At 33.8% G+C, this 26,694-nt stretch carries 31 protein-coding genes; 8 read left to right on the top strand and 23 right to left on the bottom strand.

The window, feature by feature from the left end; all coding sequences use genetic code 11:
• Window positions 1-86: 86 nt before the first annotated feature.
• From NE544_RS02775 to NE544_RS02815, 9 genes are all read right to left on the bottom strand, one after another.
• Complete coding sequence (locus NE544_RS02775; RefSeq protein ID WP_256268244.1) at window positions 87-893, bottom strand: ElyC/SanA/YdcF family protein; 807 nt, start codon at window positions 891-893, stop codon at window positions 87-89.
• A gap of 235 nt (window positions 894-1,128) precedes the next feature.
• Complete coding sequence (locus tag NE544_RS02780; protein ID WP_227993976.1) at window positions 1,129-1,650, bottom strand: GNAT family N-acetyltransferase; 522 nt, start codon at window positions 1,648-1,650, stop codon at window positions 1,129-1,131.
• Window positions 1,651-1,679: 29 nt separating this feature from the next.
• Window positions 1,680-2,312 carry a GyrI-like domain-containing protein gene (locus NE544_RS02785; RefSeq protein WP_256268245.1) on the bottom strand — a complete coding sequence of 211 codons (633 nt, stop codon included), beginning with the start codon at window positions 2,310-2,312 and terminating at the stop codon, window positions 1,680-1,682.
• A gap of 144 nt (window positions 2,313-2,456) precedes the next feature.
• Window positions 2,457-2,795, bottom strand: a complete 339-nt coding sequence (locus NE544_RS02790; RefSeq protein WP_256268246.1) for a hypothetical protein — start codon at window positions 2,793-2,795, stop codon at window positions 2,457-2,459.
• Window positions 2,796-2,840: 45 nt separating this feature from the next.
• The gene (locus NE544_RS02795) at window positions 2,841-3,281 is read right to left on the bottom strand and encodes a GNAT family N-acetyltransferase (protein ID WP_256268248.1); all 441 of its coding nucleotides are present in this window, start codon (window positions 3,279-3,281) and stop codon (window positions 2,841-2,843) included.
• 27 nt (window positions 3,282-3,308) lie between these two features.
• The gene (locus NE544_RS02800; RefSeq protein WP_256268249.1) at window positions 3,309-3,734 is read right to left on the bottom strand and encodes an N-acetyltransferase; all 426 of its coding nucleotides are present in this window, start codon (window positions 3,732-3,734) and stop codon (window positions 3,309-3,311) included.
• 76 nt (window positions 3,735-3,810) lie between these two features.
• Window positions 3,811-4,122, bottom strand: coding sequence for a PTS sugar transporter subunit IIB (locus NE544_RS02805; protein WP_117571212.1), 312 nt, complete (start codon window positions 4,120-4,122; stop codon window positions 3,811-3,813).
• Between the two features lies 1 nt (window position 4,123).
• Window positions 4,124-5,020, bottom strand: coding sequence for a haloacid dehalogenase-like hydrolase (locus tag NE544_RS02810; RefSeq protein ID WP_118116125.1), 897 nt, complete (start codon window positions 5,018-5,020; stop codon window positions 4,124-4,126).
• Window positions 5,017-5,601 carry a GNAT family N-acetyltransferase gene (locus NE544_RS02815; protein WP_118116127.1) on the bottom strand — a complete coding sequence of 195 codons (585 nt, stop codon included), beginning with the start codon at window positions 5,599-5,601 and terminating at the stop codon, window positions 5,017-5,019. Before NE544_RS02815 ends, NE544_RS02810 begins: the two co-directional genes overlap by 4 nt.
• A 144-nt stretch (window positions 5,602-5,745) precedes the next feature.
• Here NE544_RS02815 and deoC point away from each other — a divergent pair, with 144 nt between their 5' ends.
• The 4 genes from deoC to NE544_RS02835 are packed head-to-tail and all read left to right on the top strand — an operon-like array spanning window position 5,746 to window position 8,654.
• Complete coding sequence (deoC, locus tag NE544_RS02820; RefSeq protein ID WP_256268250.1) at window positions 5,746-6,420, top strand: deoxyribose-phosphate aldolase; 675 nt, start codon at window positions 5,746-5,748, stop codon at window positions 6,418-6,420.
• Window position 6,421: 1 nt separating this feature from the next.
• Window positions 6,422-7,339, top strand: a complete 918-nt coding sequence (locus NE544_RS02825; RefSeq protein WP_256268251.1) for a type I phosphomannose isomerase catalytic subunit — start codon at window positions 6,422-6,424, stop codon at window positions 7,337-7,339.
• Window positions 7,340-7,342: 3 nt separating this feature from the next.
• Entirely contained in the window at window positions 7,343-8,215 is an 873-nt protein-coding gene (locus NE544_RS02830; protein ID WP_256268252.1) for a sugar nucleotide-binding protein, read from the top strand.
• A gap of 22 nt (window positions 8,216-8,237) precedes the next feature.
• Entirely contained in the window at window positions 8,238-8,654 is a 417-nt protein-coding gene (locus tag NE544_RS02835; protein WP_256268253.1) for a C-GCAxxG-C-C family (seleno)protein, read from the top strand.
• 16 nt (window positions 8,655-8,670) lie between these two features.
• Here the strand turns inward: NE544_RS02835 and hflX are convergent, their stop codons facing one another.
• A complete protein-coding gene (gene hflX / locus NE544_RS02840; RefSeq protein ID WP_256268254.1) occupies window positions 8,671-9,897 on the bottom strand; it encodes a GTPase HflX in 1,227 nt (408 codons plus the stop codon).
• Between the two features lie 56 nt (window positions 9,898-9,953).
• Between hflX and NE544_RS02845 the strand changes: the two genes are divergently transcribed.
• A complete protein-coding gene (locus NE544_RS02845) occupies window positions 9,954-10,829 on the top strand; it encodes a beta-1,6-N-acetylglucosaminyltransferase (protein WP_118116139.1) in 876 nt (291 codons plus the stop codon).
• Window positions 10,817-11,311, top strand: coding sequence for a metallophosphoesterase family protein (locus tag NE544_RS02850; protein ID WP_227993948.1), 495 nt, complete (start codon window positions 10,817-10,819; stop codon window positions 11,309-11,311). The genes NE544_RS02845 and NE544_RS02850 overlap by 13 nt, the downstream gene beginning before the upstream one ends.
• A 31-nt stretch (window positions 11,312-11,342) precedes the next feature.
• On the opposite strand, the gene galE is transcribed toward NE544_RS02850, so the two are convergent.
• The 5 genes from galE to NE544_RS02875 all read right to left on the bottom strand — a co-directional run bounded on the left by galE (window position 11,343) and on the right by NE544_RS02875 (window position 17,061).
• On the bottom strand, window positions 11,343-12,344 hold the full coding sequence (gene galE / locus NE544_RS02855; protein ID WP_256268255.1) for a UDP-glucose 4-epimerase GalE: 1,002 nt from the start codon (window positions 12,342-12,344) through the stop codon (window positions 11,343-11,345).
• The gene (locus tag NE544_RS02860) at window positions 12,344-13,624 is read right to left on the bottom strand and encodes a galactokinase family protein (protein ID WP_256268256.1); all 1,281 of its coding nucleotides are present in this window, start codon (window positions 13,622-13,624) and stop codon (window positions 12,344-12,346) included. The genes galE and NE544_RS02860 overlap by 1 nt, the downstream gene beginning before the upstream one ends.
• Complete coding sequence (locus tag NE544_RS02865) at window positions 13,621-14,634, bottom strand: aldose epimerase family protein (RefSeq protein ID WP_256268257.1); 1,014 nt, start codon at window positions 14,632-14,634, stop codon at window positions 13,621-13,623. The genes NE544_RS02860 and NE544_RS02865 overlap by 4 nt, the downstream gene beginning before the upstream one ends.
• Window positions 14,628-16,091: a UDP-glucose--hexose-1-phosphate uridylyltransferase gene (locus NE544_RS02870; protein WP_256268258.1), complete on the bottom strand. Its 1,464-nt coding sequence runs from the start codon at window positions 16,089-16,091 to the stop codon at window positions 14,628-14,630. The genes NE544_RS02865 and NE544_RS02870 overlap by 7 nt, the downstream gene beginning before the upstream one ends.
• A gap of 319 nt (window positions 16,092-16,410) precedes the next feature.
• Complete coding sequence (locus NE544_RS02875; protein WP_256268259.1) at window positions 16,411-17,061, bottom strand: HAD family phosphatase; 651 nt, start codon at window positions 17,059-17,061, stop codon at window positions 16,411-16,413.
• 238 nt (window positions 17,062-17,299) lie between these two features.
• On the opposite strand from NE544_RS02875, the gene NE544_RS02880 reads away from it, so the two are divergent.
• A complete protein-coding gene (locus tag NE544_RS02880; protein ID WP_227991231.1) occupies window positions 17,300-18,055 on the top strand; it encodes a DeoR/GlpR family DNA-binding transcription regulator in 756 nt (251 codons plus the stop codon).
• Between the two features lie 24 nt (window positions 18,056-18,079).
• On the opposite strand, the gene NE544_RS02885 is transcribed toward NE544_RS02880, so the two are convergent.
• Genes NE544_RS02885 through NE544_RS02910 form a run of 6 tightly spaced genes read right to left on the bottom strand, consistent with a single transcriptional unit; the run spans window position 18,080 to window position 23,495 of the window.
• Window positions 18,080-19,375, bottom strand: coding sequence for a DUF2812 domain-containing protein (locus NE544_RS02885; protein WP_118115789.1), 1,296 nt, complete (start codon window positions 19,373-19,375; stop codon window positions 18,080-18,082).
• 27 nt (window positions 19,376-19,402) lie between these two features.
• Window positions 19,403-20,632 (bottom strand): aminopeptidase, encoded by a 1,230-nt coding sequence (locus NE544_RS02890; protein ID WP_256268260.1) that lies wholly within the window; start codon window positions 20,630-20,632, stop codon window positions 19,403-19,405.
• Between the two features lie 59 nt (window positions 20,633-20,691).
• The gene (locus tag NE544_RS02895; protein ID WP_117571189.1) at window positions 20,692-20,886 is read right to left on the bottom strand and encodes a FeoB-associated Cys-rich membrane protein; all 195 of its coding nucleotides are present in this window, start codon (window positions 20,884-20,886) and stop codon (window positions 20,692-20,694) included.
• Window positions 20,887-20,905: 19 nt separating this feature from the next.
• Window positions 20,906-23,032, bottom strand: a complete 2,127-nt coding sequence (feoB, locus tag NE544_RS02900) for a ferrous iron transport protein B (protein ID WP_256268261.1) — start codon at window positions 23,030-23,032, stop codon at window positions 20,906-20,908.
• Window positions 23,033-23,054: 22 nt separating this feature from the next.
• Entirely contained in the window at window positions 23,055-23,273 is a 219-nt protein-coding gene (locus NE544_RS02905) for a ferrous iron transport protein A (RefSeq protein ID WP_256268262.1), read from the bottom strand.
• Window positions 23,274-23,285: 12 nt separating this feature from the next.
• Complete coding sequence (locus NE544_RS02910; RefSeq protein ID WP_256268263.1) at window positions 23,286-23,495, bottom strand: FeoA family protein; 210 nt, start codon at window positions 23,493-23,495, stop codon at window positions 23,286-23,288.
• Between the two features lie 144 nt (window positions 23,496-23,639).
• Here NE544_RS02910 and NE544_RS02915 point away from each other — a divergent pair, with 144 nt between their 5' ends.
• Window positions 23,640-23,999: a heavy-metal-associated domain-containing protein gene (locus tag NE544_RS02915; protein ID WP_256268264.1), complete on the top strand. Its 360-nt coding sequence runs from the start codon at window positions 23,640-23,642 to the stop codon at window positions 23,997-23,999.
• 15 nt (window positions 24,000-24,014) lie between these two features.
• Here the strand turns inward: NE544_RS02915 and NE544_RS02920 are convergent, their stop codons facing one another.
• Together NE544_RS02920 and NE544_RS02925 are read right to left on the bottom strand one after the other, a co-directional pair.
• Complete coding sequence (locus NE544_RS02920) at window positions 24,015-24,527, bottom strand: hypothetical protein (RefSeq protein ID WP_227991241.1); 513 nt, start codon at window positions 24,525-24,527, stop codon at window positions 24,015-24,017.
• A 58-nt stretch (window positions 24,528-24,585) separates the two neighbouring features.
• Complete coding sequence (locus tag NE544_RS02925; RefSeq protein WP_256268265.1) at window positions 24,586-26,688, bottom strand: heavy metal translocating P-type ATPase; 2,103 nt, start codon at window positions 26,686-26,688, stop codon at window positions 24,586-24,588.
• Window positions 26,689-26,694 lie beyond the last annotated feature (6 nt).

Genomic DNA, 26,694 nt, shown 5'->3' on the forward strand with positions numbered 1-26,694 from the left:
AGTGTCAACACCTGTGTGCTAAACGCAAAAAAAGAATTCAACTAAACGAATTCTTAGCTTCTTTACCCACTTTTCAAATAATACTGTTAACTATTTTTATTCATATTTGTAGCATACAATGGATTGGCTGCTCTTATTTCACTTCCAAAAACCATCTTCAATTCTTCAAAAGCTATTTTCACGTGTTCGGGAATATCCACATGTGCAATATAATTCTTTCCATTCGGACCATAGCCATTCGCATCATCTGAAAGTCTAGGAATTTCTCCCATTAATAGATTGACATATCTATTAATCGTCCACATACCATGTATATTTTCTTCATAAACTAATTCATCATTCTGATTCAATACTTTAGCACAATAAGTAGCATAATTAATGATTGTCACATCCTCCTTGGCATATTTTTTTAATCCTGCAGCCATGCGCCTTTGCATAGAAGCATCCTGACTTAGAATGATACTATTAAACGAAATATTGTTTTCTTTCAATAAATCCAAAAGATACGTAATATTATTGCCACAATTTGTAGACTTGGTTTCTAGATAGTCCGCCTTGCATCCATATACATGTTTAATATACTTTTGAAATATTTCTGCCTCTGATAAATCCGTTGTCTCAATATCTGGATATTCTAAATGAACAACCTGACGTAGTGTATCTGTTGTATGTCCTGCTCCACCAACAATAATATATTTTTTCGCAATGAAGTTTTTAATTCCACTAGCTAAAACATCGCCACCTTCAAGAATACTACCACCAAATAAAACCATCACATCCACCTGATGAATTCCATATCGATTAAACAATTCTTCTTGATTCAACGCATCAATATCTCTTGTTCCCAAGAATTTTGCGAGTGTATTTATATTTTCTGCAACATTACAATCCATACATCCTTTTCCTTTCAAAATAATCAGCAGTTACAAACTGGAAGTTATCAAAGATAAATCTCACAATATTTGAAAATAGCATACCGCTGAATCACAAAAAATGCAGCGAACTTTCGCTATCAAACCACACTTTTTACAACGAACTTTTGTTGTATATACACACTTTTTACAACGAACTTTGCGAATTCGGCCTTTAAAATATATCAGCCATAAGTATGCAAACAGGAATTTACATTTACAACATGATCCAATATCTTTGTATTAGCTTACCCTCTTTTAAAACTTCGTTTTCTAATACGCCGCCATTATTGATAATTGATTTGACAGAACCAATGTTGTCTTTATCACAAACCAATAAAACTTTATCCATACCAAGTTTCTTGCATTCTTCTAAAGCCAAGCTGATCATTTTGGTTGCGTAACCTTTTCTTCTTTCGCTTGGTCTTATACCATCTCCAATATGACCACCATATTTCAATAAATATTCGTTTAAGTAATGTCTGATATTAACAGCACCAACCATGGTATCCCGGTCTTCATCTAAGCAAAAGAAAGTAGAATCAGGAACAAACCCATCATCCGCAGTTGATATTTCTAAATTATTTAGATAATATTCAAAATCATCATAATCATTTTTAAATATAGCCCATGGCGAAGTATTTGCGTTATGGGTATCGTTATACGATTTCCATTCTTTAATCATTTCTATAATTTGATTTTTGTATTGCAAACTGCCTTTCATTAATTTTAATGCCATGAATTTATTCCCTCCAAATTCCAATTTATCTAAATCTTTCTTATAGGATGTCGAATGACTGTTTTCCATTTTTCCGGTGCAACCTTTCTTGCATCCGACAAATATATTTCATGATGCAGTCTTTGACTATTCATATCATTCGCATATCCATTTTGTTTTAAATATTCATCCATAAGTGCAACTGTAGCTGGTTCATCATCAAAAGATCCTAAGTGCATGATTTGAACACATAAACCTTCATCAATCGTCAAAAACTCTGCCGATGAACAATCTATTTTTTTCTTTTTAGTTGCTGTTTCAATAGCCCATTCAAAATCTTTTTCATTCACAAAATCAGGCAATCGAATGACTGAAATCCAATGAAATGAATCTTTATCTGCATAATTCACACCATCTATATCATCCTGCCACCAGAATCCTTCTAATGGTGGAACTACATATTCAAAGAATCCTTCAATTTTATAATTCGTCTTATAACTCATTCTCAAAGTATAAGCAATCGCATACAATACGCCAATTGCCTGCTGATATGATCCACCTTCTTCATTTGGATTGCCCTCACCTCTGACCGCAATGTAATTTGCTTCAGGAACATTTACAATCACAGGTTTATTTTTAGGCATATAAAATTCTTTATATTCTTTCTTAAAATCAAAAGCCATAATTACTCCTTAAATTTGGTTTTATCTATTTTTTAAAGTATACCATTAAATATGAAAACTATACAAAAAGACTGATCTCTCAGCCTTTCATTTATAAAAACGCTTTGTCTTAATCTATACGATCATAAACTATAATTTATTCACTTATTTGTATTTCTTCTTAAGATTAATACTCAATATTATTGCAACAACTGATGAAATAATTAATCCTGCAACTAATAAAAATATCCAAAGATTATTTTCATTAAAAAGAAGAATAACGGAAATATCCATAGATATTATGAAAAGTACAAAGAAAAGATTTAAAATTTTAGTATCTTCTTTCCAATATTTTTCTTTATCACTAGTGTTTAAACCATTGTAAAATTCAAACCCATTGTCTAGTTCTTTACCAACTTTAGTGCTTCTTATTTTGTTTGTTGCATACCAAATAAGTAGGTATATCATGTTTAAAAAAATAAAAATCATAGTATTCTTTATCATGTTTGATCCTCTACAAATTCCGATTTATCTATTGCATTACGTTGATTACTTTACAGTGAAAGGTGTCCATTCAATGTGGTCATACTCCATCACATCATTCGCTTTTTTCATTCCTAATTGTTCATAAAATGCAATGGCATTTTCATTCGCAACCAAATATACCGCAATATCATTTTTACCACCTGCTAAAGAATGTGCTGTTTTTATCAGTTCCGTACCAATTCCTTGATGTAAATAGTCTCTGTCCACACCTAAATCGGTTATATAAAGCCAATAGGCATAGTCGGTCAATCCAAATAAGACGCCGACAATTTGATTATCCTTGTTTCTTGCAACAAGACTGATTGATACATGATCAACCAGCTTTGCTATTCTTTCTTCGAATCGTTCCTTCGGATACTGTGATCCTAGATCCGTACGCTTTAAAAATTCAATATATTCAATTTTAGAAATTCTCTCCTCTTTAATCTGAATATTTTTGCACATAACAATTTTCTCCATAAATCCCTAATTCTATTTCTGTTGCCATTTCATTACATATTCTTTTTCTTTGGTAGCTTCTTCGAAGCCGCTATGCTGAATCTCAAATCCTTCTCTTTGATAAAAGGCTATTGCCCGTACATTCTTTTGATATACATTCAAAAATAATTTATTTCGTTTATTTTTTGCATAATTTAGAAGAGCTTTTCCTATACCATGCGATTGCATTTCATTAGAAACAAAAATGCCCTCAATATATTCATCATTTAGCCCTATGAACCCCTGTATTTCTTGATTTTGCTCATAGACATAGACAGTTGCCTGCAGCAGCAATTCCTTCACTAATTCAAAATTATTTTGCCAATATTGCGAAGAAATAAAAGAATGTGCTGTCACATTCGTATCTAACCATATATCTGAAACTTTATTTATATCTGCTTTTTGTAATTCTCTAATCATAATGATTGATCTCCTACAAACTTAATTTATCTAATACGCATAGTATACCATTAAATTATACAAAAGGACTGATTCCTCAGCCCTTGTTCATCAATGAATATGCATACTCTAATACTTTAGCACCATCCATACGACCATAATCTTCCATTGGTATGACACCAACAGGAATGTGTTTTACTGCCATTTTTTCTTTGATTCTTTTTTCCATGTAGCGGATCTGAGGACCAATTAAAATGACATCAATAGACTCTTCATTTACTTTTTGATCTACTTTCGATACAGGAATCGCAAAAATCTTATCTTTTTTTGATACTTCCTGCATTTTCGTTACTAAAAGACTTGTACTCATGCCTGCAGCACAAGCTAACAGAATTACTTTTTGTTCCATATTAACGATTAATTGAACGAGCCATCATAGATACGGTATGACGTACTCCTCTTACAGCTTTACTAATTGCCATAATATTTTCAACAGGTGCCACTCCACCATATCCTGCATCTCCAATATGCTGAATATCAACACCACAAATCTTATTCATGATTGCGATATCCTTAATTGTATCTGTATCCGATCCTTCTTGACTCGTTCCAATCGCAGAAAGAACTAAACCACCACAAGAATGCACTTCTTTACATACTGCCTTTAAATCATCCATATCAAATCCTGGAACGGTTCCAACAGCAGGTACTAAGATAACATCTGCCCCTGCCTTCACAAAGCGTTTTGCGATTTCAAGATCTGCCACTGGCTCATCCGATCCAGCACCATGCATTTTTCCTGCAATGATCAATCCGGAGAAATTTTCTTTTGTGAATGAGATTGCCTTTTCAATTTGTTCATTTGTCACGCCCGTACCTGGATTTCCAGTAAGACATACAAAATCAAAACCAACTTCATCTAATCTTTTAACGGTTTCCAAATTTAATTGACGACCCTTCGCAATATCAAGTCGATCCTCTAACATTTCAGCTTCTAAATCAACCGGTTCTAAGTTCACCCCAATTGGGCGTCCTACTAGACGATGTAGTTCATCTACAAAGTTATCTTTATCATGTTTCAAGCCAAAGATGTATGGATTTAAAACATCTAAACAATTCAACAAAATCATATCCGCCCCAAAAGCTCTGGCAATCTCTGCATTAGTGATATCTCCAATAAAACTTTCTCTTGGCGCAACATTTTCAGACAAGATGACACGCCCCTCACTTGCCTTAATACTCTGTTTCAATTCTTGCGCATTCATCCTTAAAATTTCGGATGCATTTGCACTAATTAATCTTTTCATGATTTACTCCTCAAAATTTCTGTGACATTTTGCCACGCATTCTTACTCTTTTGTTCTGTACAACCCTTATAAGCCCCTAAATACGGTGTAAAACCAAGTCTTGAATATAACTTGATAGCTCCATAACTTTGCGATTGGGTTGCCAAATACAATGGATACTTACCTGGAATTGTATCGTACATCATACAAAGTTTTGTAAGCATGGCCTGCGCAATCTTTTTATGTTGAGCCGATAAACTTACCGCCACATAATGTACGCGAAGTCTACTTTCTTCAAAATCATTACCATACCAAAGACCTGCACTACCAACTAGTTCATTACTCTCATTTGCGACAAACAAGAAATGTTTAGAAAAGAAATCCCTATCTCTAGTAAGCATACTATCCCATTTCTTCCTTGCCTCTTCTAGATTTTCAAATAAACAAACTTCAGTTTGTAGCTTGCACCAAGCTTCTTTTAATGATTCATCAAACTCAACATAATGAAATTCTTGATTTAATTCAATCTCTTTACGAATGGTCTTTCTAGCCATTACCATCAACACTTTTTCATAAGGAATACTTGTATCTAATACTGTCATGTCATTCTCCATTTCTAAGATAAGTATATCATAATGCAGTACATTTTAAATGATATAACAATTTCTTTTTAAATGTTATAACATTTGCTTGACTTCTCTTTTTTTACGTTCTAGAATGAAACCGTAAAAGAGAGGTAAACAATTATGAACAAAACACAACTCGCAAATTATTTTGACCACACATTTTTAAAACCTTATGCAACTGAAGCAGATCTTACTAAATTATGTAACGAAGCCAAAGAAATCGGAGCCGCTATGGTTGCGATCAATACAACTTGGACTAAATTCTGTAAAGAACAATTAAAAGGAACAAACGTACATGTAGGAGCTGCCATTAGCTTTCCTTTAGGACAAGCCGGTCTAGCATCTAAGATTGCCGAAACAAAGATTGCGATCGAAGATGGAGCTGACGAAATCGATTATGTCATTGATATTGGACAAGCAAAAATGCACCACTGGGACTACATTAAAAAAGAAATGGAAAGTATTGTTTCTATTTGTAGAGAACATAACGTCATTTCAAAAGTTATCTTTGAAAATTGTTATTTAGAAAAAGAAGAAATCAAACAAGTTGCTTTAATTGCCAAAGAAGTAAAACCAGACTTCATTAAAACAAGCACAGGCTTTGGAACTGGTGGAGCCACTTTAGAAGACGTTAAATTAATGGTTGAAACCGTTGAAGGACAAGTCAAAGTCAAAGCTGCAGGAGGTATTCGTGACTGGGCTACTTGTAAAGCCATGATTGATGCAGGTGCACAAAGAATTGGAACAAGCTCATCACTAAAAATCTTAGAAGAATTTGAAGCTGAGGTAAAATAACATGAAACCATTTCTTTTAGAACCCATTCATGACTATACAATTTGGGGAACCAACCATATCTCTAAAGCCAGAGGCATCGATGAAGACTATGGGACTTGGTGGGAAGTCAGTGCCCACCCCTATTGTTCAAACAAAATTGTTGGAACGGATAAAACATTAATGGAAATGATTCAAGAAAACCAAGATGAAGTATTAGGTAAAGGCTATACACTTCATGAAACATTGCGATTAGCTTATCTAGATACAAAAGATGCATTAAGCATTCAAGTTCATCCCGAAGATGACTATGCCCTAGAACACTCCAATGATTACGGAAAATATGAAAGCTGGTATATTCTAGATGCCAAACCAGGCGCTACTCTAGTTGCCGGAACAACAATTAATGATGCAGATGAAATCAAAAACGCCTTAATGAACAATGATGTTGATAAATATTTAAACAAAGTAAAAGTTCATAAAGGAGACTACATCATCATTCCTAGTGGTATGCTTCATGCCTTAGGAAAAGACATCTTAGCTTTAGAAGTAGGTACAAACTCGAACACAACCTATCGTTTCTATGACTACAACCGTAAAGGAAAAGATGGAAAAACACGTCCTTTACATGTTAAAGAATCTTTTGATGTCACAAACTTCAATTTAAAACCTACTTTTGTTCCACAAAAACAGGAAACACACCGAATTGGAGATTGTCCTAATTTTACTGTAGATGAAGTTTATGCTGATTCTGATATTACCTTAACATGTGATGAACATTACATGATTCTATCCAATATTGATTCAGATTGTACGATCGTATGGAACAGTGAAGAAATTGTGTTACCACAATACGATAGTCTATTTGTACCATTCGCATCCAAAAAAATCACAATCAAACAAGGAGCACACCTATTAGTGTCAAATCCTAGAAAGGACTAATTTATGAAAAACATTTTAGTTACCGGAGCCAATGGCTATATCGCAAGCTTAGTAAGAGCGTATCAAAAAGATAACTTTAACTGGATCTGCATGGCAAGAAAGGATGCAGACCTTACAAATCCTGAAGACGTAAAAAGATTTGTAGCGTCTCAAAATTTTGACATTTGTTTTCACACTGCTGCCAATGCGACAACTGCATTCTGCAATGAACATCCAGATTTAGTTCATAAAATCAATGTAGAAAGTACACAAGCAATCATTGATTGTTGTAAAGAAAAAGGTGCCAAATTGATTTTCTGTTCCACTGAACAAGCCTTCAATGGAAAAGAAAATTGTGGTCCTTTTAAAGAAGACGAACCATTAAGTGCTGTGACTGTATATGGACAAAATAAAATCGAATGCGAAGAGTTGATTCAAAAACAATTGGATGATGCGATCATCTTACGCTTTACATGGATGATGGGACTAAGCTATCCAGGCATCAAGGCAAGTCCAAGCATCATTAAAAATGTTATGAATGCACTAATTAGCCATACTCCAACATTATTTACTGTGCATGAAAAACGTGGTATGACATATGCGAAGCATTTGGCAGCACAATTTGATAAAATTACAGAACTTGAACCAGGCATTTATCATGTGGCATCCAAGAACACTATGACCACATATGAATCCGCAAAATATGTGGCTAAAGCCTTAGGTGCAAGTGATGAACTGATTGAAGAAATCATTTTACCAAACAACGAACGCTACCAAGATCGATTCAGAGATTATCGTTTAGATAGTGAAAAACTAGAAAGTCTTGGAATACATTTTGCGACATTTGAAGAAGACGTAAATGAAATTCTAATGGATTTTGGATGGAAGAAAAGTTAAAATAGTCTGTAGGAGGCTATTTATGACTTTACTTGAGGAAAACGTTAAAAAATATTACCAAAGCGGATATAACTGTTCAGAAACACTACTTCATGCCTGCAATGAAACGTATCAATTAGATATTTCAGAAGAAGACATGAAAATGATGGCTGGATTTGGTGGTGGCATGTTTATTGGAAGTACATGCGGCGCATTAGTCGGATCGATTGCTGCCCTATCAAAAATAGTATGTAAGACAAAAGCACATGAAATGTTACCTGAATTAAGACCATTAATTCAAAAACATACACGCAATTTTAAGGAACTATTGGGCAGCTTAGATTGTGCACACATTAAGCCTGTACATCATAGTACGGATCCAAACATCAAATGTATGAACACTTGTTTATTAGCGGCAAAAGCTCTAGAAAAAACAATGGAGGAAGAACACCTAGTATAGGATTCTTCCTCTTTTCTTATATTCGTAACAACCTGTCTACACGATGAATCAAATCTTGTTGAATACTAAAATCAACCTCAATACCATCCTCTTTATATTCCTGTTTATGCACCTTACCATTGGTATGAATATAATCAAGTACACTGACCTTCTCATAAGGAATCACGACATGTAAAGTTTCCATATGAAATAATTCCTTTTCAATTTCCTGCTTTAAAAACGCAATACTCGACTTTTCCTTAGCACAAATATAAATACGATCCTCTACACGTTTTGGATATTCAATATTTGTCTTGTCACACTTATTGTAGACATACAAATATGGAACTTTTTCACATCCAATTTCTTTTAATGTTTCTTCACAAACCTGAAGTTTGCTATCCTTATGTTCATCTGAAATATCCACGACTTTTAAGATCAAATCCGAAACCACAGCTTCTTCAAGTGTAGAATGAAAGGCTTGTACTAAACTGTGTGGTAAATCACTAATAAAGCCAACTGTATCACTTAAAGTAAATACATTATGGTTCTCTGTTTCAATTTGACGTGTTGAAGTTGTCAAAGTCGCAAACAACATATCCTTTTCAAATACCGACTTATCTTCATTCACAAACCCATTCATAATACTCGATTTGCCTGCATTGGTATAACCCGTTAGAGCTACACTTTTAACCAACCCTTTTTTACGCTGATTGCGCTGTACGCTTCTTTGCGTATGAATCTTATCTAATTCTTTTTCCACAAAATGAATTTTACCTTCAATTCTTCGTGCATCCAGTTCGATTTTCTTTTCTCCTGTTCCCTTGTTTCTAGAACCACCACGCTGTCTATCCATATGTTTATAGCTGCCTTGAAGTCTTGGCAATAAATACTTCAATCGTGCACACTCAACTTGAAGCATACTCTCTTTTGTCTTAGCACGAGACGCAAAGATTTCTAAAATCAAAGCACTTTTATCCATGACTTCACAATCAAAAAAATCTGATAAATTTCTTTGTACAGAAGGCGAAATAGCCTCTAATACAAGAACCATACTACATTCTTGATCTTCAAGAATGCGTTTGACCTCTTCAATCTTACCAGGATTCATATAATACTTTTTATGAGGATGCTCCAAATTCTGTGATATACTCATGCAAATTTCAATATCACAGGCAAGAGCTAATTCTTTCATTTCCTCCATTCTTTCTTCAAAAGAATGGCTTGTGTATGTTTGTACACCAATCAATATTGCTTTTTCCATAAATGTATTTTATCATACGATGCTAAAATGTTATAATATTTCATGAGGTGAATTCCATGAAAATTGCTTATTTAATGCACTATATGAAAAATAATTTTGAAGAAATAACAGAAAACCTAGATATATTGATCAACCAAGGCGATGATGTTTACTTGATGGTAAACGATGATGATCTACGTGATGATTTGATTCTTTCCTATTGCGATACACCAAATTTACATGTGGCTCATCACCAACAAACTGCCCTTCCAGCCGATATGTCACTACCTAGAGGCTTTATTGTATTGATGAAAGATGCTTTGGAATTTGAAAAAGAAGATGGATCTTTTACATATGATCGTTTCATCATAATGACTGATGGTATGATCCCTACAAAATCAAAAGCACAACTTGTAGAATATTTAGAAGCACATGAAGACGAAGATATCTATTATGAAGTGGATAACTCAGATGAAAATGAAGAAGTAAAAAAAAGATTTGAAAACTATGCCTTCTTTACAAACTCTTATGATTTCCAAAAATCAAAAACCATTCGTGCCATGAATAAAATGACATCCAGTCTTGTTCATTCCTTTAAAAAGCGTGAAATTGAGGACACAATCTATATCAGCTATCCTTGGTTTATACTAACGCACGAAAGTGCTAAAGCTTTGGCAGACAATCTAGCCTACTGTTCAAATACATTTAAAATGTGTTTATATCCAGAAGAAATGGCTATTGCGACGATGTTACATAAATTCTCCAATGTAGATCATCACAATGAAAACATTTGGGCAGTTGGTAAAAATGGTGAATATACTCTGCAACAACCAATGGAAAATGTAGAATTAGATGTAATCAATGATTCTACATATTTTGCAGCTCTAGCTCATAGTGAAGATAATCTTCAAGTTTATGAAGACTATTTTGATGCCTACACATGCGAATCATAATCGTTTCGGATAATCACGGGAATCAAAATATCCTAAAAATTCTTTATCACATCTATTCTTCACTCTATAAAGACAATGTGAAATTTATTCATTTAGGAGATTCACAAACTACAAGCATTAATGATTTAAATAACTTTATATGTGTTAAAGGAAATAATGATACATTAGATTTACCTAAATTCCAAAGATTAACTGTTTTAGACAAACGCATCCATTTCTCACATGGAGATGAAGGTTTGGACGAAATAAAAAAAGATATCGATCAACATCATCCCGATATCTATCTTTATGGACATACGCATTTAGTCAAAGAACAAATCTACAACAATTGTCTGATTCTAAATCCAGGCTCAATCACTTTACCTAGAGATGATTGGCATGGATCTTATATCATTCTAACAATCGATAAGAAAGTCACATATAAAGTAGTTCGAATCAATGTAGAAACTTTCTTAAACCAATATCAATGTTTCATTGAATAAGGCAGCCAAATCATTGGCTGCCCATTTTCATTTATTTAATAAATTGTTTTGCGAAATTCCATGTATCTCTACACATATCATCCAAATTCTTTTCAGCTACCCAGCCAAGCTGTTCCTTAGCACGAGTCGGATCTGCGTAGCAAGTCGCAATATCTCCTGGACGTCTTGGTTTGATGACATAAGGAATCTTAATTCCATTTACTCTTTCAAAGGCATGTACAATATCTAATACACTATATCCTTTTCCTGTTCCCAAGTTACAAATATGCACACCTGGTGTATTGTATTTTTCAATCGCTAATACATGTCCTTTAGCCAAGTCAACCACATGAATATAGTCACGAACACCCGTTCCATCCGGCGTATCATAATCATCCCCAAATACACCAAGTTCTGGAAGTTCTCCAGTAGCCACCTTCATAATATATGGCATCAAGTTATTGGGGATTCCCTTTGGATTTTCACCAATCAATCCAGACTCATGCGCTCCAATGGGATTGAAATAACGAAGTAAAGTTACACTCATTTCTGGATTGGCGAATTGTACATCCGTTAAGATTCTTTCCATCATCGCCTTTGTAGCTCCATATGGATTGGTAGTAACACCTAGCTTACAATCTTCTGTTAAAGGAACCACTTCAGGATCTCCATAAACAGTCGCACTTGAACTAAACACAATACTTGGAACATGATACTTTTTCATCATCTTGGCAACCACTAAAGTAGTCATCAAGTTATTTGTATAATATTCAATTGGCTTTTGAACACTTTCACCAACCGCTTTAAAAGCCGCACAATGAATGACCGCATCCAATTTATTTTCCTTAAATACAGCTTCCGTCTTTTCCTCATCTAACACATTAAATTCATAAAACTTAACATGTTTTCCTGTAATTTTATAAATTGAATCCAATACATCTGGTTTTGAATTTGAAAAATCATCAATTACGACAACATCATAACCACTCTCTAATAATTCAACACAAATATGACTACCAATATATCCGGTTCCACCTGTTACTAAAATATTCATTAGTCAATAACCTTGCAGCCACCTAATTTTCTTACTTTTAAGATATGGCAGCTTCCCTTTCCAAATACTTTTTCAATTTCTTCTTTATATGTTTCTACATAGCTATTTTCAACAAAGGCTTGAATCGTTCCGGCAAAACCTCCACCATGAACACGACATACGCCATGATCTTTTAAAATCATTTCAGACATAGCTAAACCTAAAGATACAGCCTGGTTCTTATAGTCAAAGTCTGCATATACATTTTGAAGAAATTTGTAGCTTGAGTTTCCTGATTCTTGAATCAATGTCTTGAAGCCTTCAAAATCATCATTGTTTAATCGTTCTACGATTGTATTTACACGTCTATTTTCGTTGAAGAAATGGATGGCTCTTAAGATTGCGCGATCATTATTTAAAGCCGTTCTTAAGTTTGCGATATTTGCATAGAACTCATCTTCATCCACTTCACGAAGAACTTCCTTACCAAAATAGTGAGCAACTTCTTTCATTTCTTGTGGTACTGCACCATAGGCATCTGTTAAATCGGCATGACTTCCCTTTGTATCTACAATACATAAACTGTGATCATATTTTGAGAAATCAACATTCACACTATTTACAATTGGATTTGAAGTATCTTTAAAGTCAATGGAAATCAATCCACCTACAGCGCATGCACATTGGTCCATCAATCCACATGGTTTTCCAAAATATACATTTTCTGCATATTGACCCACTTTGGCAATCGTAACCATATCAATTTTCATATCATTATATAATCCATCAATAATTGTACCAATAATAGATTCGAATGCTGCAGAACTTGATAGTCCAGCCCCCATTAATACATCACTCGTGATGAAAGCTTTGAATCCACCTACGTTATAGCCTAATTCTTTTAATTTAGAAACTACACCACGAATCAAGGCTTCACTTGTTCCTAGTTCATCTTCTTTTTTGTCTAAATCATTTAAATCAATTGGTTTGATGTCAAAGTCATCAGAAATCACTTTAATTACATGATCTTGTTTAGATACAATTCCAATCGCATCTAAATTGATAGATCCTGCAAGCACACAACCATGTTGGTGGTCTGTATGATTTCCTGAAATTTCACTTCTTCCAGCAGCACTATAGATACTCACTTCATCATCTCCAAATAAAGTTTGGTATTTATCTAATGCAGCAGCATAACGTTGTTTTTGATAGTCCAATAAACTTGGATCTGCATATAGATCTTCAATTAATGCATCATATTTACCGGATACTACTTGTTCTTTAATTTCTGTTGTTTTCATTTTCTTACCTCGAATGTATATGTTGTTTCTTCTTCAAATACTTGTCCTGCTTTTAATAAAACTTTTGGATTCTCTTCTTTATGAATCGAATCGGCAATATAGCTTGTTTCAATACACAATCCATCTTGTGGATGCATAATCTTACCATATTTATCTGTCTGTCCATCTAAGTAGTTGGCACTATAGATTTGTGCCGTTGGATATGTTGTGGATACTTTTAGTTCAATACCACTTAATGGACTGTATAAACACACTTGATTTTCTTTAGTATCAAATACATATGGATGATCATATCCTCTTGCGATGATTAATTGTTCATCCTCTGAATGAATAAAATCTCCAATTCTTTTTTCTGTATTAAAATCAAATGCAGTCTCTTTAACATCTTTTAATTCACCTGTATATAATCCATCTGGATCTACACAACCAAATTTAGATGCTGAAATTCGTAACGTATGATCATCAATATTCGATGCATGTCCATTTAAATTGAAATAGCCATGGTTTGTGATATTGATTAACGTATCTTTGTCGCTAACACCACTATATTGAATGTGTAAACTCGATTCATCTAGCCAATAGATCGCATAGAAATCTAATGTTCCAGGATAGCCTTCTTCTCCATCTTTTGATACATAGTGGAATTTAACGCCATCTTCAATTAAAGAATAATCAAATACTTTATAAGAAAATCCCTCAATACCTCCATGTAGTGAGTTTGGACCATTATTAATTGGCACATGATATTCTGTATCATTTATTGTGAATGTACCTTTTTCAATACGATTACATACTCGTCCAACTAAGGCATTTAAATAGGTTCCATCTCGTTTTTGATAATCTTCAACATGTTCAAATCCTAAAATACAATCACAGTCTTGATCATTCTTATCTTTCGTTACAATCTTTAAAAGAGTACATCCAAAGTTTGTAACTTCTACAGTTAAATGTGAATTTGAAATCGATAATACATCTATTCCATTCTCTAATCTTTCTTTTACCTCTACCATAATGTCTTTACAAAACGGCTAAAGCCGTCCATCCCTTCATCATCCATTTTATATACGCCGGCATTCTCTAATACAGATACGAATTTCTTTGTGACTTCCATTTCCATGAATGTATCCACATTTGTATAAGAGCATGTTTTTAGGTATTCATACCAGTCTTTGTGTTTTTCAAGTTCTGGATAAGAATCAAAATCTGCTTTTCCAGATAAACATAATTTAATTTGTTCTAACTCTGTTTTTAATCGTGCTGGCAAAATAGCCAATCCCATCACTTCAATCAAACCAATATTTTCTTTTTTAATATGGTGATGTTCTGCGTGAGGATGGAAGATACCTAATGGATATTCTTCTGTAGTACGATTATTTCGTAAAACTACATCCATTTGATATTTGCCATCTTTCTTTCTAACAATTGGAGTCACCGTATTATGACGAACGCCAGATTCATTGGCAATAATATCTAAACTTTCATCACTGTATGTACACCATGTTTCAAAGATTTTAGTAGCTAGATCCAATACGTTTTCTTTCGATTCAGATGTTAATCGAAGTGTTGATAGTGGCCAGTAAAGCATATCCACTTGTACATCCTTATATGTATAGCTCTTCACAACCTTTGCGTCTTCCATTGGGAAATGATGTCTTCCACCTTGATAGTGATCATGACTTAAAATAGATCCACCAACAATAGGAAGATCTGCATTGCTTCCAATCATATAGTGTGGGAATTTATCAATAAATGCGAATAAATGCTCAAATGTCGTACGATCCATCTTCATTGGCGTATGTTCACTATTGAATACAATACAGTGCTCATTGTAGTACACATATGGTGAATATTGTAAATTGTATGTATGTCCATTTAAATCTAATGGAATAATACGATGTGTTTGTCTAGCTGGATGATTTAAGTTTCCGGCAAAGCCGACATTTTCCTTACATAATAAACATGCAGGATACGAAGTGCTTACGGCATTTTTAGCTTTAGCGATTTCCTTAGGATCCTTTTCAGGTTTCGATAAGTTGATCGTAATTTGAATATCGCCATATTTACAGAAATGTGCAAAACTGATATTCTTATCAATTCTTGATTTACGGATATAGTTTGAATCGATACTCAACTTATAGAAGTAATCTGTTGCATCTTTAGGATTCAAAGAATATAGACTCTTAAAAGTATGCACGACTTCACTAGGTCTAGGCATTACACAATTCATAATGCGAGTATCTAATAAATCTTTTTCAGTTACAGTATTATGAATCATACCTTTTTCAACCGCATAATCTAACATGAAATCTAAAATCTCATAGATAGAACAGTCTTCTACTTCTTCTCTTTTAAATTCTTGGATGCCAAATAGATCAATCAATAAATTTGCAGAATAATCATAATCGTATTTCTCGATCATTCCATTCTTTAAAGCATACCCTAATAACTGGTTAATTTTTGTATTCATTTGTTCTCCTTCCATATAAACAAAATCAATCATTTTTATTACAGCCAAATCCCTTTTTCTGCTACACTATCCACAAAAATAATGATCAATTGTTCATTTATTTATATACGGCTCATCATCAATATTATGCAGATATGGTTATAAATTTAAGATTTGCCCATTCAGTTTTAGTGTAAGCGTTTTCTTTATCTGTGTCAACATATTCAAACAACAATTTAAACATGGATGTTGGATTTAGGTTTCAAACAATGATTACTTGTTTGTTTTTGTTTATTTGATGTTTTATTTATACAAAAAGCCATTCTGGTATGAATGGCTCTTATTTAAAATTCTCAAAAGAATCAATCACTTGTATAACTCCAGGAAGCTTTTCGTATTCTTCTTTTTTATTGGCAGAATCCACAACGACTATATTTTGACATCCTGCTTTATAAGCATTTGTAATCCCACTAACACTATCTTCGATAATCAAACAATCTTGAATCTTAACTCCAATTTTATGAGCTGCCTTTTTAAACATTGCGATCTTGTTTTCATACGTTCCATCATCATAGACAATCCTAGATGGCTCAATCCATTTGTCTAAATGAAACGATTCGACAAAGAAATCAATGTTAGGCTTGATAGATGCAGATGCAATTGTGAATGGAATATTTGATTCTTTTAAATAATCAAAATATTCTTCAGCTCCCTTTACTAAATGAAACGTTGCCTGATCCTCTTTACAAAATTGGCGATAATATTCTTCTTTTAACTGCGAATATTTTTCCATTTCGGATGGATCACACGTTCCACCAAACATATATTCAACAACTTTATTGTTTGGTACACCATTAATATGTTCATGAAGTTCTTCTTCATCAATTCCATGATGACGAATATCTTGTGATATTTTTGACCATGCCAAAATATGTTTTGGATTGTCAAAAAACAATGTTCCATTAAAATCAAATATGACGCCTTTGTACATTACGAAACCACCCTAACCTTAAAATCATTTACATGCATTAAAAAGTAATCAACCTCATATAAGTTCAGTGTAAGCATTTTCTTCTAATAAGTCAACATTTTCAAACATATATTTATTATTATCAAACATTTATGTTAGATTTAAGTAATATATAACTTTATTTTGTTTGTTTTTGTTTGTATTATGTTGACTAAATATATTTGAAATGATATCGTCTAACATAGAAGAGGATATCAATATGTTAAAAAAAGAACGTTTAGTAAAAATTGCACATAAAGTAAATCAAAATGGAATCATTACCATTCAAGAAATCATGGATGAATTAGGTGTGTCGGATATGACCGCAAGAAGAGATTTGGATGAATTAGAAAAATCCGGAAAATTACTTAGAGTTCATGGAGGTGCACAAAGCCTTTCTTTTTCAATGGACCACGAATTAAGTCACATTGAAAAATCATCGGTGCAAATTGAAGAAAAAAAGAGAATTGCCCATAAAGCAGCAACTCTTATTTCAGAAGGAGAATCTATTTTTTTAGGTCCTGGTACAACCATTCAATTTTTAGCTGAACAACTCACAGGCAGAAACATTCGTGTTATCACAAATAGCCTTGCCGTATTTAATATATTAGTGAATCACGCTCCTACTGAAGTCATACTAACTGGCGGTGATTACAGAGATAACACAAATACTTTTGTGGGTCCTATCACAAATTTAGTATTGGGTAAATTAAAATATAATAAAGCCTTTATCAGTTGTAACGGAATCTACAATTCATCCATCACAACCTATTCATTAGAGGAAGGTGAATCGCAACAGATCGCATTAGATAATTCTAAAAACAAATATTTATTGGCTGACAACAAGAAGTTCAACCGTGCCGACTTCTATATTTATTATGATCTATTTAACTTTGACACTTTAATTACCGACAACACCATTGATGATGAAGTTTTATCACACTACAAACAATATGTACAAATTATGACAGTTTAAAAGGAGACAAAATTTGCCTCCTTTTTACTCTTCATCCTCATCATCATCTTCACGATCTACACGTCTGAATAGATGTTTCTTTTCTTTACCCGTATGCTGTTCTAAAGTGTTCCAATCTGTATCTAATTCTTCTTCACTTTCAGAAGTATCATAGAAATCTTTACTTTCTTCGATTGCACGACTTTCACGAATCCTTAATTTAGATTTTAATTCACGAGCCCTCTTCTTAGATTTTCTAAGCATTCTGCCATACATGCAGAATACAATAAATGAAATTAAGAATAGACCTGCACATAATGCGATTCCTGCTAAATAGCCTTGAAAATATACTTGTAATAGCCCTGTTACAACGCAACATGCCATACAGATGAATACTAAAAACATTGTTGAACGACATGAACTTGAATATTTCTTAAAGAAACGGAATTTTTCTGAATCATTATCAATTTCTTTACGATATTCTCCATCTTCTTCTTCGTTTCTAAAAGTAAACCAACCCGCATCACTTTTCTTTTTACCGTCTGATTTAGAAACCAATTTCCATCCTTCAGATTCCCACTCGCGCCATTGATCTGCATCTGGTTCATCCACAAAATAGTTCATTGAATAATAATACGTTTTGGGCTGACCCTTTCTAAAGAAATATTTCTTTCCTTCATGACGCACAAAGTGATAACCTTCACTGGATTTATCTTGAAGATATTGTTCTATTTTTGGATATTCCGCATACAAGAATTTCTTTCTTTCCTCATAAAGATCTTCATCGTCATCGTCATCCTCATATTCATCCTCAAAATCTTCTTCATCATCCAATACTTCTTGAACTGGTTGTTCTTCCTCAATTGGTTTCGCATTAAAAGACTTTAATTCGTTTTCAATTGATTCTGTTGTAAAATCATCATCAACATCCAATTTTTCAACAACAATCTTTTTAGGTTCTTCTTCAACGAATTTTGGTTCTTCTTCAATGAATTTTGGCTTTTCTTCAATGACTGGTTCTTCAACAACTGTCTTTGGCTCTTCCACAACATGCTTTTCAATAGGTGCCTCTACTTCTTCAATTGAAGTACTAGGCGTAATATCTACTGACTCTGCTACTTCATCGTCAAAAATATTCTCATTGATTTTTACATGTGTTTTTGCACTTCGTTTTCCAAAGATGGTTTTCTTTTCTGGCTCTTCATCAATATGGAAAATGTTTTCAGCATTAAAATCATGTAATTCTGGTTCATGTATATCTAAAGATTTAATTCGATCCGTTCTTTTTAGACGTCTAAGCTCTTCTAAAGCACTGGGATTCTTTTCATTTTCATTTGCCATAAATATCCCTCCAATTATAATATTGTACTAATTTAATGTATATTCGTCAAATTCACTTGTGTATTTACCATCCTTGAAAATATGAATCTTTTTACCATTTTTTAATGTAGCTTCAATCGATAAATCACTGGTTCCTACCATGAAATCTACATGCGTAAATGATTGATTCATACCATGTTCCAACAATTCCTCTTCACTCATTTCTAAACCTTTTTCAATGCATTCATTATAGCTTGCACCCAAGGCAAAATGACACGAAGCATTTTCATCAATTAGTGTTTCATAAAACAAAGTATCCAATGCACTAATAGGCGATCCATAAGGAACTAAGGCAATTTCACCAAGATATTTTGACCCTTCATCCGTTTCTAAAATACTAGTCAAAACTTCTTTTCCTTCTTTGGCATCATAATCCACAACTTGCCCATCCTTAAATTCAAACCAGAAATCTTTTACAATTGCACCATTGTAAGCCAAAGGTAAAGCACTATATAATTTACCATTTACACCCGTCTTTTTAGGTGCAGAGAAAATTTCTTCTGTAGGAATATTTGGAAAATAGTAGTTACCATTATCTAAAAAGGATCCTCCACCTGCAAATACATAACCTTCTGGAAGTTCAACTACTAAATCAGTTCCTAAAGAATTTGTATAATGAACACTTTCGATATCTAAATGATTTAAAATATGAACTCGCTTATCAAAAGATGCACGATGCTCATTCCAGTTTTCATTGGCATCCTTTTCGTCTACACGACTAATTTTTAATACTGCATTCCACAAATCAGATAATGCATCTTCTGATTCAGGATATACCTTTTTAGCCCAAGCCATAGTTGGAACACTGGCCACACACCATGCTGCATGCATATAATCCAATTTATCACGATATGGCTGTGTCATTTCTCTTAATGCCTTTCTATAATTTGCCATTAATTTTGGCTCTACCCCCTTCATTCCATCAGGATCTTCACCAACTAAGCTCAAATAACAAGCTCCCTTTTCAGCCGTTTCATTATGGAACAAAGCTTCATAATCATAAGGCATACGATTACCTGAAAGATATCTCATACGATTGATTTCATCATCACTATAGCGAACAATTACATCTTTTGCGCCAACATCAAAACATGATTTCACAATCAAACGAACAAATTCATTCATTTCTACGTTAGCACGAACAACTACTATTTGATCTTTTTGAACATTCAAGCCTGAACGAACAATTAAGTCTGCATATTTTTCTTTTAAATTCATTTTATTTTCCTCGATTCTTGCACCTATTATACCAAAAGAAAGAGCACCTTTCGATGCTCTTATTTACTAAATTGTTCTTTTTTTATTTGATCAAAAAATGCCTTGGGATTTTCACACATCGAATGAGAGCCGCAATGTCCACAGCTACCACCACAGCTTGATTTTCCACTCTTTTTATCTTTATAAATGCTTCGACAAGCTAAGCCTGCACATGCACATACAACCAATAGAACTAGAAATGTTGATAGATTCATGGAAACCCCTCCTTTTACATTATTTTACCGCAAATTCAACTTCAGCAGTATCACTTTCTTTTGATGGACGAACCAATAAATAAATTAAACCAATCAATAAGATAAATCCTACAATTGTTCCAAATCCAAAAGATCCACCATTGAATAAGCTTCCTAATTGGTAAACGATCAATGAACATACATAAGCGAATCCACATTGATATCCAATGGCAATCCAGAACCATTTTGTGTTATTCATTTCACGTTTGATAGCTCCCATTGCTGCAAAACATGGAGCACACAACAAGTTAAATATCATGAATGAATAGGCAGCTAGTGGTGTAAAGCTTGCAGATAATTGTCCCCAGAATTCATTTCCTTCTTCAGCAACTTCAGCAAATCCATATAATTGTCCAAATGTTGCGACAACATTTTCTTTGGCAATTAAACCTGTTACACTAGCAACTGCAGCTTTCCAATCACCCCAACCAAGCGGTGAGAAGATCCATGCGAATGTTTGTCCAATTGAAGATAGAATTGAATGATCAATATCATCAACCATGCCAAACGCACCTTTTTCCCATCCAAATCCTTGTAAGAACCACAATACGATTGTAGATAATAAGATAATTGTTCCAGCCTTTTTAATAAAGCTTGAACCACGTTCCCACATACTTCTTAATACATTAACTGCACGAGGTGTGTGGTATGCTGGCATTTCCATGACAAATGGTGCGGGATCTCCGGCAAATAATTTTGTCTTCTTCAACATAATACCAGAAACAATAACAGCTGCCATACCTACAAAATAAGCACTTGGAGCCACCCAGCTAGCCCCATGGAAAATAGCACCCGCAATCAAACCAATGATTGGCATCTTCGCTCCACAAGGAATGAACGTTGTTGTCATAATTGTCATCTTACGATCACGATCACTTTCAATGGTACGACTTGCCATAACGGCAGGTACACCACAACCTGTACCAATCAACATAGGGATAAATGATTTTCCAGATAAACCAAACTTACGGAAAATACGGTCCATGATAAAGGCAACACGTGCCATATATCCACAATCTTCCAAGATAGCTAAGAAGAAGAATAATACTAACATCTGTGGTACAAAGCCAATAACAGCTCCTACACCACCAATAATACCATCCACAATCAATCCATGTAACCAATCTGCACATTGAATTGAAGTTAAGAAACTATCCACTGCAGGAGGAATAATTTCACCAAACAAGACATCATTTGTCCAATCTGTTACAATAGTTCCTACTGTAGTTACAGAAATATAATATACAAACCACATTACTAGCGCAAAGATTGGAAGTGCCAAAACACGGTTTGTGACAATACGGTCAATCTTATCCGAAGTTGTTAATACTTCTTTTGACCCTTTTTTGTAACAATCTTTAATTACATTTGTGATATATGTATAACGAGCATCTGTAATAATTGATTCACTATCATCATCCATTGACTTTTCAACAGCTTCAATCACACTAGCATCTGCCTTTGCCTTGATAGCTGCTTCAATTTTATCATCTCTTTCAAACAATTTAACGGCATAGAAGAAACGACGGTTTGCTTCAATACTTGAAGGCAAACTTGTTTCAATTGTATTCAATGCATTTAATACTTTACCTGCATAAATATTTTTAGCTTTGCATTGCGTATTTGCTGCCTTTTTTACCTCAGCCATCAATTCTTTGATTCCTGTATTTTTCAATGCGGAAATCGGTAATACAGGACAACCTAATTCTTCGGATAACTTTTTATAGTCAATTGTATCTTTTCTTTTTTCTATGACATCCAACATGTTGATCGCAACAACGGTTGGAATCCCTAATTCTAAAAGTTGTGTTGTTAGAAATAAATTTCTTTCTAAGTTAGAACCATCAATGATATTTAAAATAACATCGACATTTCCATTTAATAAGAATTCACGAGATACAACTTCTTCCAAAGTGTATGGTGATAATGAATAAATACCTGGTAAATCCGTAATTTTAATATCTTTATCTTCCTTATACTTTCCTTCTTTTTTTTCTACTGTAACCCCTGGCCAGTTACCTACATATTGTGTAGCACCTGTTAAGCCATTAAACAATGTAGTTTTACCACAGTTTGGATTACCTGCTAATGCGACTTGTATTGACATAATTCCCTCCTATTTTTAAATTTTACTCTACTTCAATCATTTCTGCGTCTGCCTTACGAATAGACAATTGATATCCACGAACCGTTAATTCAATAGGATCTCCTAATGGTGCTACTTTTTGAACCGTAACACTAACTCCTTTAGTAATTCCCATATCCATAATTCTTCGTTTTGTTGCTCCTTGACCAGACAATTTCTTAACTGTCACTGTTTGCCCAATTGAAACTTTATTTAAAGTCATAATTACTCCTTTCTAGACCATAATCTTTCTTGCGAGTTCTTCACTAATGGCTATTCGAACTCCTTTAACATTCACAATTACATTTCCATTGGTTTTACTCACAACCACAATCATAGTCCCAGGCACAAAGCCCAAGTTTTCTAAGTGTCGCTGTTGTTCTTTAGAACCACCAATTTTTTTAATTGTGTTGACAGAATTTAAATCTGCAAAAGATAATGGCATATCGAACCCTCCTGGTTAGACCCTTCTAACACAGTTAGTTTACTCTTACCTCAAGCTGATGTCAATAAAAAGTTACACAAGATTAACCAAGTTTGACTTATCTAACTTTCTGGTGTATTTTTTTTAGAAGGAGGACATCAAATTATGAACTTACCAACAATTATTATTTGTTTCATTTTAGTTATTATTATCTATATTGGTATTCGTTCTACTAAAAAAAGAGCTACTTCAGGATGTTGTGGTTCAAGTGAAACCATAAAAAAAGTAAGGGTAAAAGATAAAAACAAAGAGCATTACCCTTACAAAGCCATTTTAAAAGTATATGACATTCATTGTCAAAATTGTGTTCGTACCATTGAAAATGCATTTAATAGCCAAGAAGGCTTTTATGCCAAAGTAAACACAGAAGATAATACTGTTACCATATTATCTAAACAAGAACATACAACTGATGAATTGATTGATATTGTAACAAAAGCCGGATATACATCAAAAGCAGTATAAAATAAAAAGATGCGTTTACAACAAACAAAATAACGCATCTTTTTTTTGTACTTTTAAATAAGGTGTTTTATGAATCGCACGATCCACTTCTTGACATTTTTTTACAATCACAACATTCTCTGAATCCACAAAATAATATAAATCATGATACAGATATACTTTCTTAAATCGTTTTAAAGAAAATGTCTGTTGATCATACAACATATAATCTTTACGAAAGTGAACATTAAATTCACCCGTTTCTTTTTCCTGTACCCTCTTTCTACATCTTCTCTTCTCCAAAAAACGGCAGATAAGAATATAAATTACTACACAAAGACAAATCAAGGAACAAAGAAATAAGAATACCGATGCACCGGATGCTACGCGAATTAAGCTAGCTCCTACAACCCAACATAAAAGCGTACCCGCTATGGTATAACCCAACACCAATGTATTTCGTAAAACTAAATTTTTTTGTTTTAAATTTGTATAATACACAATATCTGTAATATCCTTTAATTCAGAATGATTTAATTTTTGTACCATAGAAATCCTCCATCTCTATATTATAAACAGAAGAAAAGGCATCATCAACCGATAATGCCTAAAGATATTTTCGCGTACTTGTTGCCGCAATCGCAAATGTACTTCCATTATGTAATAAGCTTGAAGTATTTGGACTCATAAATCCCAAGGCTCCAAGTGCAATCAAACTAGAATTAAACGAAACAATAAAACGATAATTGGCGTGAATTCGATCAAACAAAGAAACCGATAGTTTTCTTAGAGTTACCAATTCATTTAAGTTACTAGAAACTAATGTAACATCCGCAAGTTCTCGAGCTAAATCCGAACTATCTTGCATAGATATCGAAACATTCGCTGTAGATAAAGCAGGCGTATCATTAATACCATCACCAACCATGATTACTGTATGGCCTTCATCTTTTAAAGATTGAATATAACTTGCTTTTCCTTCTGGTAAAATCGAAGAACGATAATCATCAAGATCCAATTCATTAGCTACAGCCTTGGCCGCATTGTTGCAATCTCCGGTCAACATGACAACTTTTTGAATACCTAAATTCTTTAATTCATGGATCACTTGTTTCGCTTCTTGTTTTAAGGGATCGTAGATACTGATGATACCAGCCACTTGATTATCAATGGCTAAGTAAATCAAAGAACCGGCTCCATCTTTCTCTAATGAAGTAATGATATCTTCTAATTCCTGTGTCTTTTCGACACCATCATCTTCAAAGATAAAGTGATCGCTGCCAATCACTGTATGTAAGCCATGTAAGGTTGTCGCAATGCCATGTGCAACGATATATTCCACTTTGGCATGTTCTTCTTCATGAACCAAGCCTTCTTTTTTTGCTTGATTGACAATCGCATTGGCTACACTATGAGGAAAATGCTCTTCTAGACAAGCCGCAATACGTAGAACCTCATCTCGACTATATCCATTAAGTGGAGTTACTTTTTGAACTTGAGGATTGGCATTTGTCAATGTACCTGTTTTATCAAATACAATGACATCCGCATCTTTTACAGCTTCTAAATATTTTCCGCCTTTAACAAGGACATTCCGATTGCTCGCTTCCAACATCGCACTAATAACAGAAATAGAAGTGGACAATCGTATTGCGCACGAATAATCAACCATTAATACAGAAGTAGCTCTTGTCACATCACGTGTAAGTGCCAAGATTCCAAAGAATCCCAAAAAACTAAATGGCACAATGGAATCCGCCAAATGTTCGGCTTTTGCCTGAATGCTCGCCTTTAAAGATTCGTTGGTATCAATCATTTTCACAATATTGCTGATACGACTTTCATCTTGTAAATTACGAACTTTAATAAATAATTTTCCTTCTTCAATTAAAGTTCCAGCAAAAACCGTATCCTCCTTTACCACTCGTCTAGACAAAGGTTCACCCGTAAAGCTAGCCTCATTGACCATGGCTTCTCCATCCACAACTTCTCCATCGATAGGAATCATCGCTCCCATTTGAGAAACAACAATATCCCCTTTTTGAAGTTTTGCCATAGGAATCTCTTGTTCCACTCCATCGGCATAGATCCAAACTTTATCAAACTGTATAGATAAACTTTGCGATAATTCCAAGTTTGTTTTCTTACGTGTATAGTCCTCTAATAAATCTGAAATATTGAGCAACATCATAATATTACCGGCAATATTAAAATTCTTTTGTAAAAGACTCACACCTATACTTGTCGCATCCAGTAGCGGAACATTTACTTTCATTTGCGATAAGGATTTTAAACCTTCTTTTATAAATCCAAGTGATTTATAAATCGTAATTGCATTTCCGATTCCTGTTGGTAAAAACCAACGTATAAAATATCGTTTCCCAATTATTTTGAAAAAACGACGTTTATATTCTGCATTCATTGCCTTTACTTCTGGCGTTTGTGAGCGAAATACAATATCGGAAGTATCCGCTTCTTTTAAATATCCAAGATTCAAATTATGAAGTTTCTCCAATAAAGTATCTTTACAAGTTGCATCATACTGCATTAAAACACTTCCGGTAATTGAATTCACTTCTACACTATGAATCATGGTCCAATTGCTAAGATCTCTTTTTAAAACTTCACCTTCAACGGGTGAAAACACATCTTTCCCATAACGTATACGCATTCTTCCAGGTATATCGTGGGCGATTGTAAATGAAATCATCTTGAA

The sequence above is a fragment of the Holdemanella sp. MSK.7.32 genome, assembly GCF_024460475.1.
Lineage (GTDB): Bacteria > Bacillota_I > Bacilli_A > Erysipelotrichales > Erysipelotrichaceae > Holdemanella.

Excerpts from the sequence above, each read along its gene's own strand:
- NE544_RS02885 (WP_118115789.1), bottom strand. The coding sequence starts at position 19,375 with ATGGCAAATGAAAATGAAAAGAATCCCAGTGCTTTAGAAGAGCTTAGA.
- NE544_RS02925 (WP_256268265.1), bottom strand. The coding sequence starts at position 26,688 with ATGATTTCATTTACAATCGCCCACGATATACCTGGAAGAATGCGTATA.
- NE544_RS02790 (WP_256268246.1), bottom strand. The coding sequence starts at position 2,795 with ATGATAAAGAATACTATGATTTTTATTTTTTTAAACATGATATACCTA.
- NE544_RS02775 (WP_256268244.1), bottom strand. The coding sequence starts at position 893 with ATGGATTGTAATGTTGCAGAAAATATAAATACACTCGCAAAATTCTTG.
- NE544_RS02795 (WP_256268248.1), bottom strand. The coding sequence starts at position 3,281 with ATGTGCAAAAATATTCAGATTAAAGAGGAGAGAATTTCTAAAATTGAA.
- NE544_RS02810 (WP_118116125.1), bottom strand. The coding sequence starts at position 5,020 with ATGAAAAGATTAATTAGTGCAAATGCATCCGAAATTTTAAGGATGAAT.
- galE (WP_256268255.1), bottom strand. The coding sequence starts at position 12,344 with ATGAATATTTTAGTAACAGGTGGAACCGGATATATTGGTAGTCATATT.
- NE544_RS02880 (WP_227991231.1), top strand. The coding sequence starts at position 17,300 with ATGTTAAAAAAAGAACGTTTAGTAAAAATTGCACATAAAGTAAATCAA.
- NE544_RS02805 (WP_117571212.1), bottom strand. The coding sequence starts at position 4,122 with ATGGAACAAAAAGTAATTCTGTTAGCTTGTGCTGCAGGCATGAGTACA.
- NE544_RS02915 (WP_256268264.1), top strand. The coding sequence starts at position 23,640 with ATGAACTTACCAACAATTATTATTTGTTTCATTTTAGTTATTATTATC.
- deoC (WP_256268250.1), top strand. The coding sequence starts at position 5,746 with ATGAACAAAACACAACTCGCAAATTATTTTGACCACACATTTTTAAAA.
- NE544_RS02920 (WP_227991241.1), bottom strand. The coding sequence starts at position 24,527 with ATGGTACAAAAATTAAATCATTCTGAATTAAAGGATATTACAGATATT.
- NE544_RS02815 (WP_118116127.1), bottom strand. The coding sequence starts at position 5,601 with ATGACAGTATTAGATACAAGTATTCCTTATGAAAAAGTGTTGATGGTA.
- NE544_RS02895 (WP_117571189.1), bottom strand. The coding sequence starts at position 20,886 with ATGAATCTATCAACATTTCTAGTTCTATTGGTTGTATGTGCATGTGCA.
- NE544_RS02890 (WP_256268260.1), bottom strand. The coding sequence starts at position 20,632 with ATGAATTTAAAAGAAAAATATGCAGACTTAATTGTTCGTTCAGGCTTG.
- NE544_RS02845 (WP_118116139.1), top strand. The coding sequence starts at position 9,954 with ATGAAAATTGCTTATTTAATGCACTATATGAAAAATAATTTTGAAGAA.
- NE544_RS02785 (WP_256268245.1), bottom strand. The coding sequence starts at position 2,312 with ATGGCTTTTGATTTTAAGAAAGAATATAAAGAATTTTATATGCCTAAA.
- NE544_RS02860 (WP_256268256.1), bottom strand. The coding sequence starts at position 13,624 with ATGAAAACAACAGAAATTAAAGAACAAGTAGTATCCGGTAAATATGAT.
- hflX (WP_256268254.1), bottom strand. The coding sequence starts at position 9,897 with ATGGAAAAAGCAATATTGATTGGTGTACAAACATACACAAGCCATTCT.
- NE544_RS02800 (WP_256268249.1), bottom strand. The coding sequence starts at position 3,734 with ATGATTAGAGAATTACAAAAAGCAGATATAAATAAAGTTTCAGATATA.
- NE544_RS02910 (WP_256268263.1), bottom strand. The coding sequence starts at position 23,495 with ATGCCATTATCTTTTGCAGATTTAAATTCTGTCAACACAATTAAAAAA.
- NE544_RS02905 (WP_256268262.1), bottom strand. The coding sequence starts at position 23,273 with ATGACTTTAAATAAAGTTTCAATTGGGCAAACAGTGACAGTTAAGAAA.
- NE544_RS02850 (WP_227993948.1), top strand. The coding sequence starts at position 10,817 with ATGCGAATCATAATCGTTTCGGATAATCACGGGAATCAAAATATCCTA.
- NE544_RS02835 (WP_256268253.1), top strand. The coding sequence starts at position 8,238 with ATGACTTTACTTGAGGAAAACGTTAAAAAATATTACCAAAGCGGATAT.
- NE544_RS02825 (WP_256268251.1), top strand. The coding sequence starts at position 6,422 with ATGAAACCATTTCTTTTAGAACCCATTCATGACTATACAATTTGGGGA.
- NE544_RS02780 (WP_227993976.1), bottom strand. The coding sequence starts at position 1,650 with ATGGCATTAAAATTAATGAAAGGCAGTTTGCAATACAAAAATCAAATT.
- NE544_RS02830 (WP_256268252.1), top strand. The coding sequence starts at position 7,343 with ATGAAAAACATTTTAGTTACCGGAGCCAATGGCTATATCGCAAGCTTA.
- NE544_RS02865 (WP_256268257.1), bottom strand. The coding sequence starts at position 14,634 with ATGGTAGAGGTAAAAGAAAGATTAGAGAATGGAATAGATGTATTATCG.
- feoB (WP_256268261.1), bottom strand. The coding sequence starts at position 23,032 with ATGTCAATACAAGTCGCATTAGCAGGTAATCCAAACTGTGGTAAAACT.
- NE544_RS02870 (WP_256268258.1), bottom strand. The coding sequence starts at position 16,091 with ATGAATACAAAAATTAACCAGTTATTAGGGTATGCTTTAAAGAATGGA.
- NE544_RS02875 (WP_256268259.1), bottom strand. The coding sequence starts at position 17,061 with ATGTACAAAGGCGTCATATTTGATTTTAATGGAACATTGTTTTTTGAC.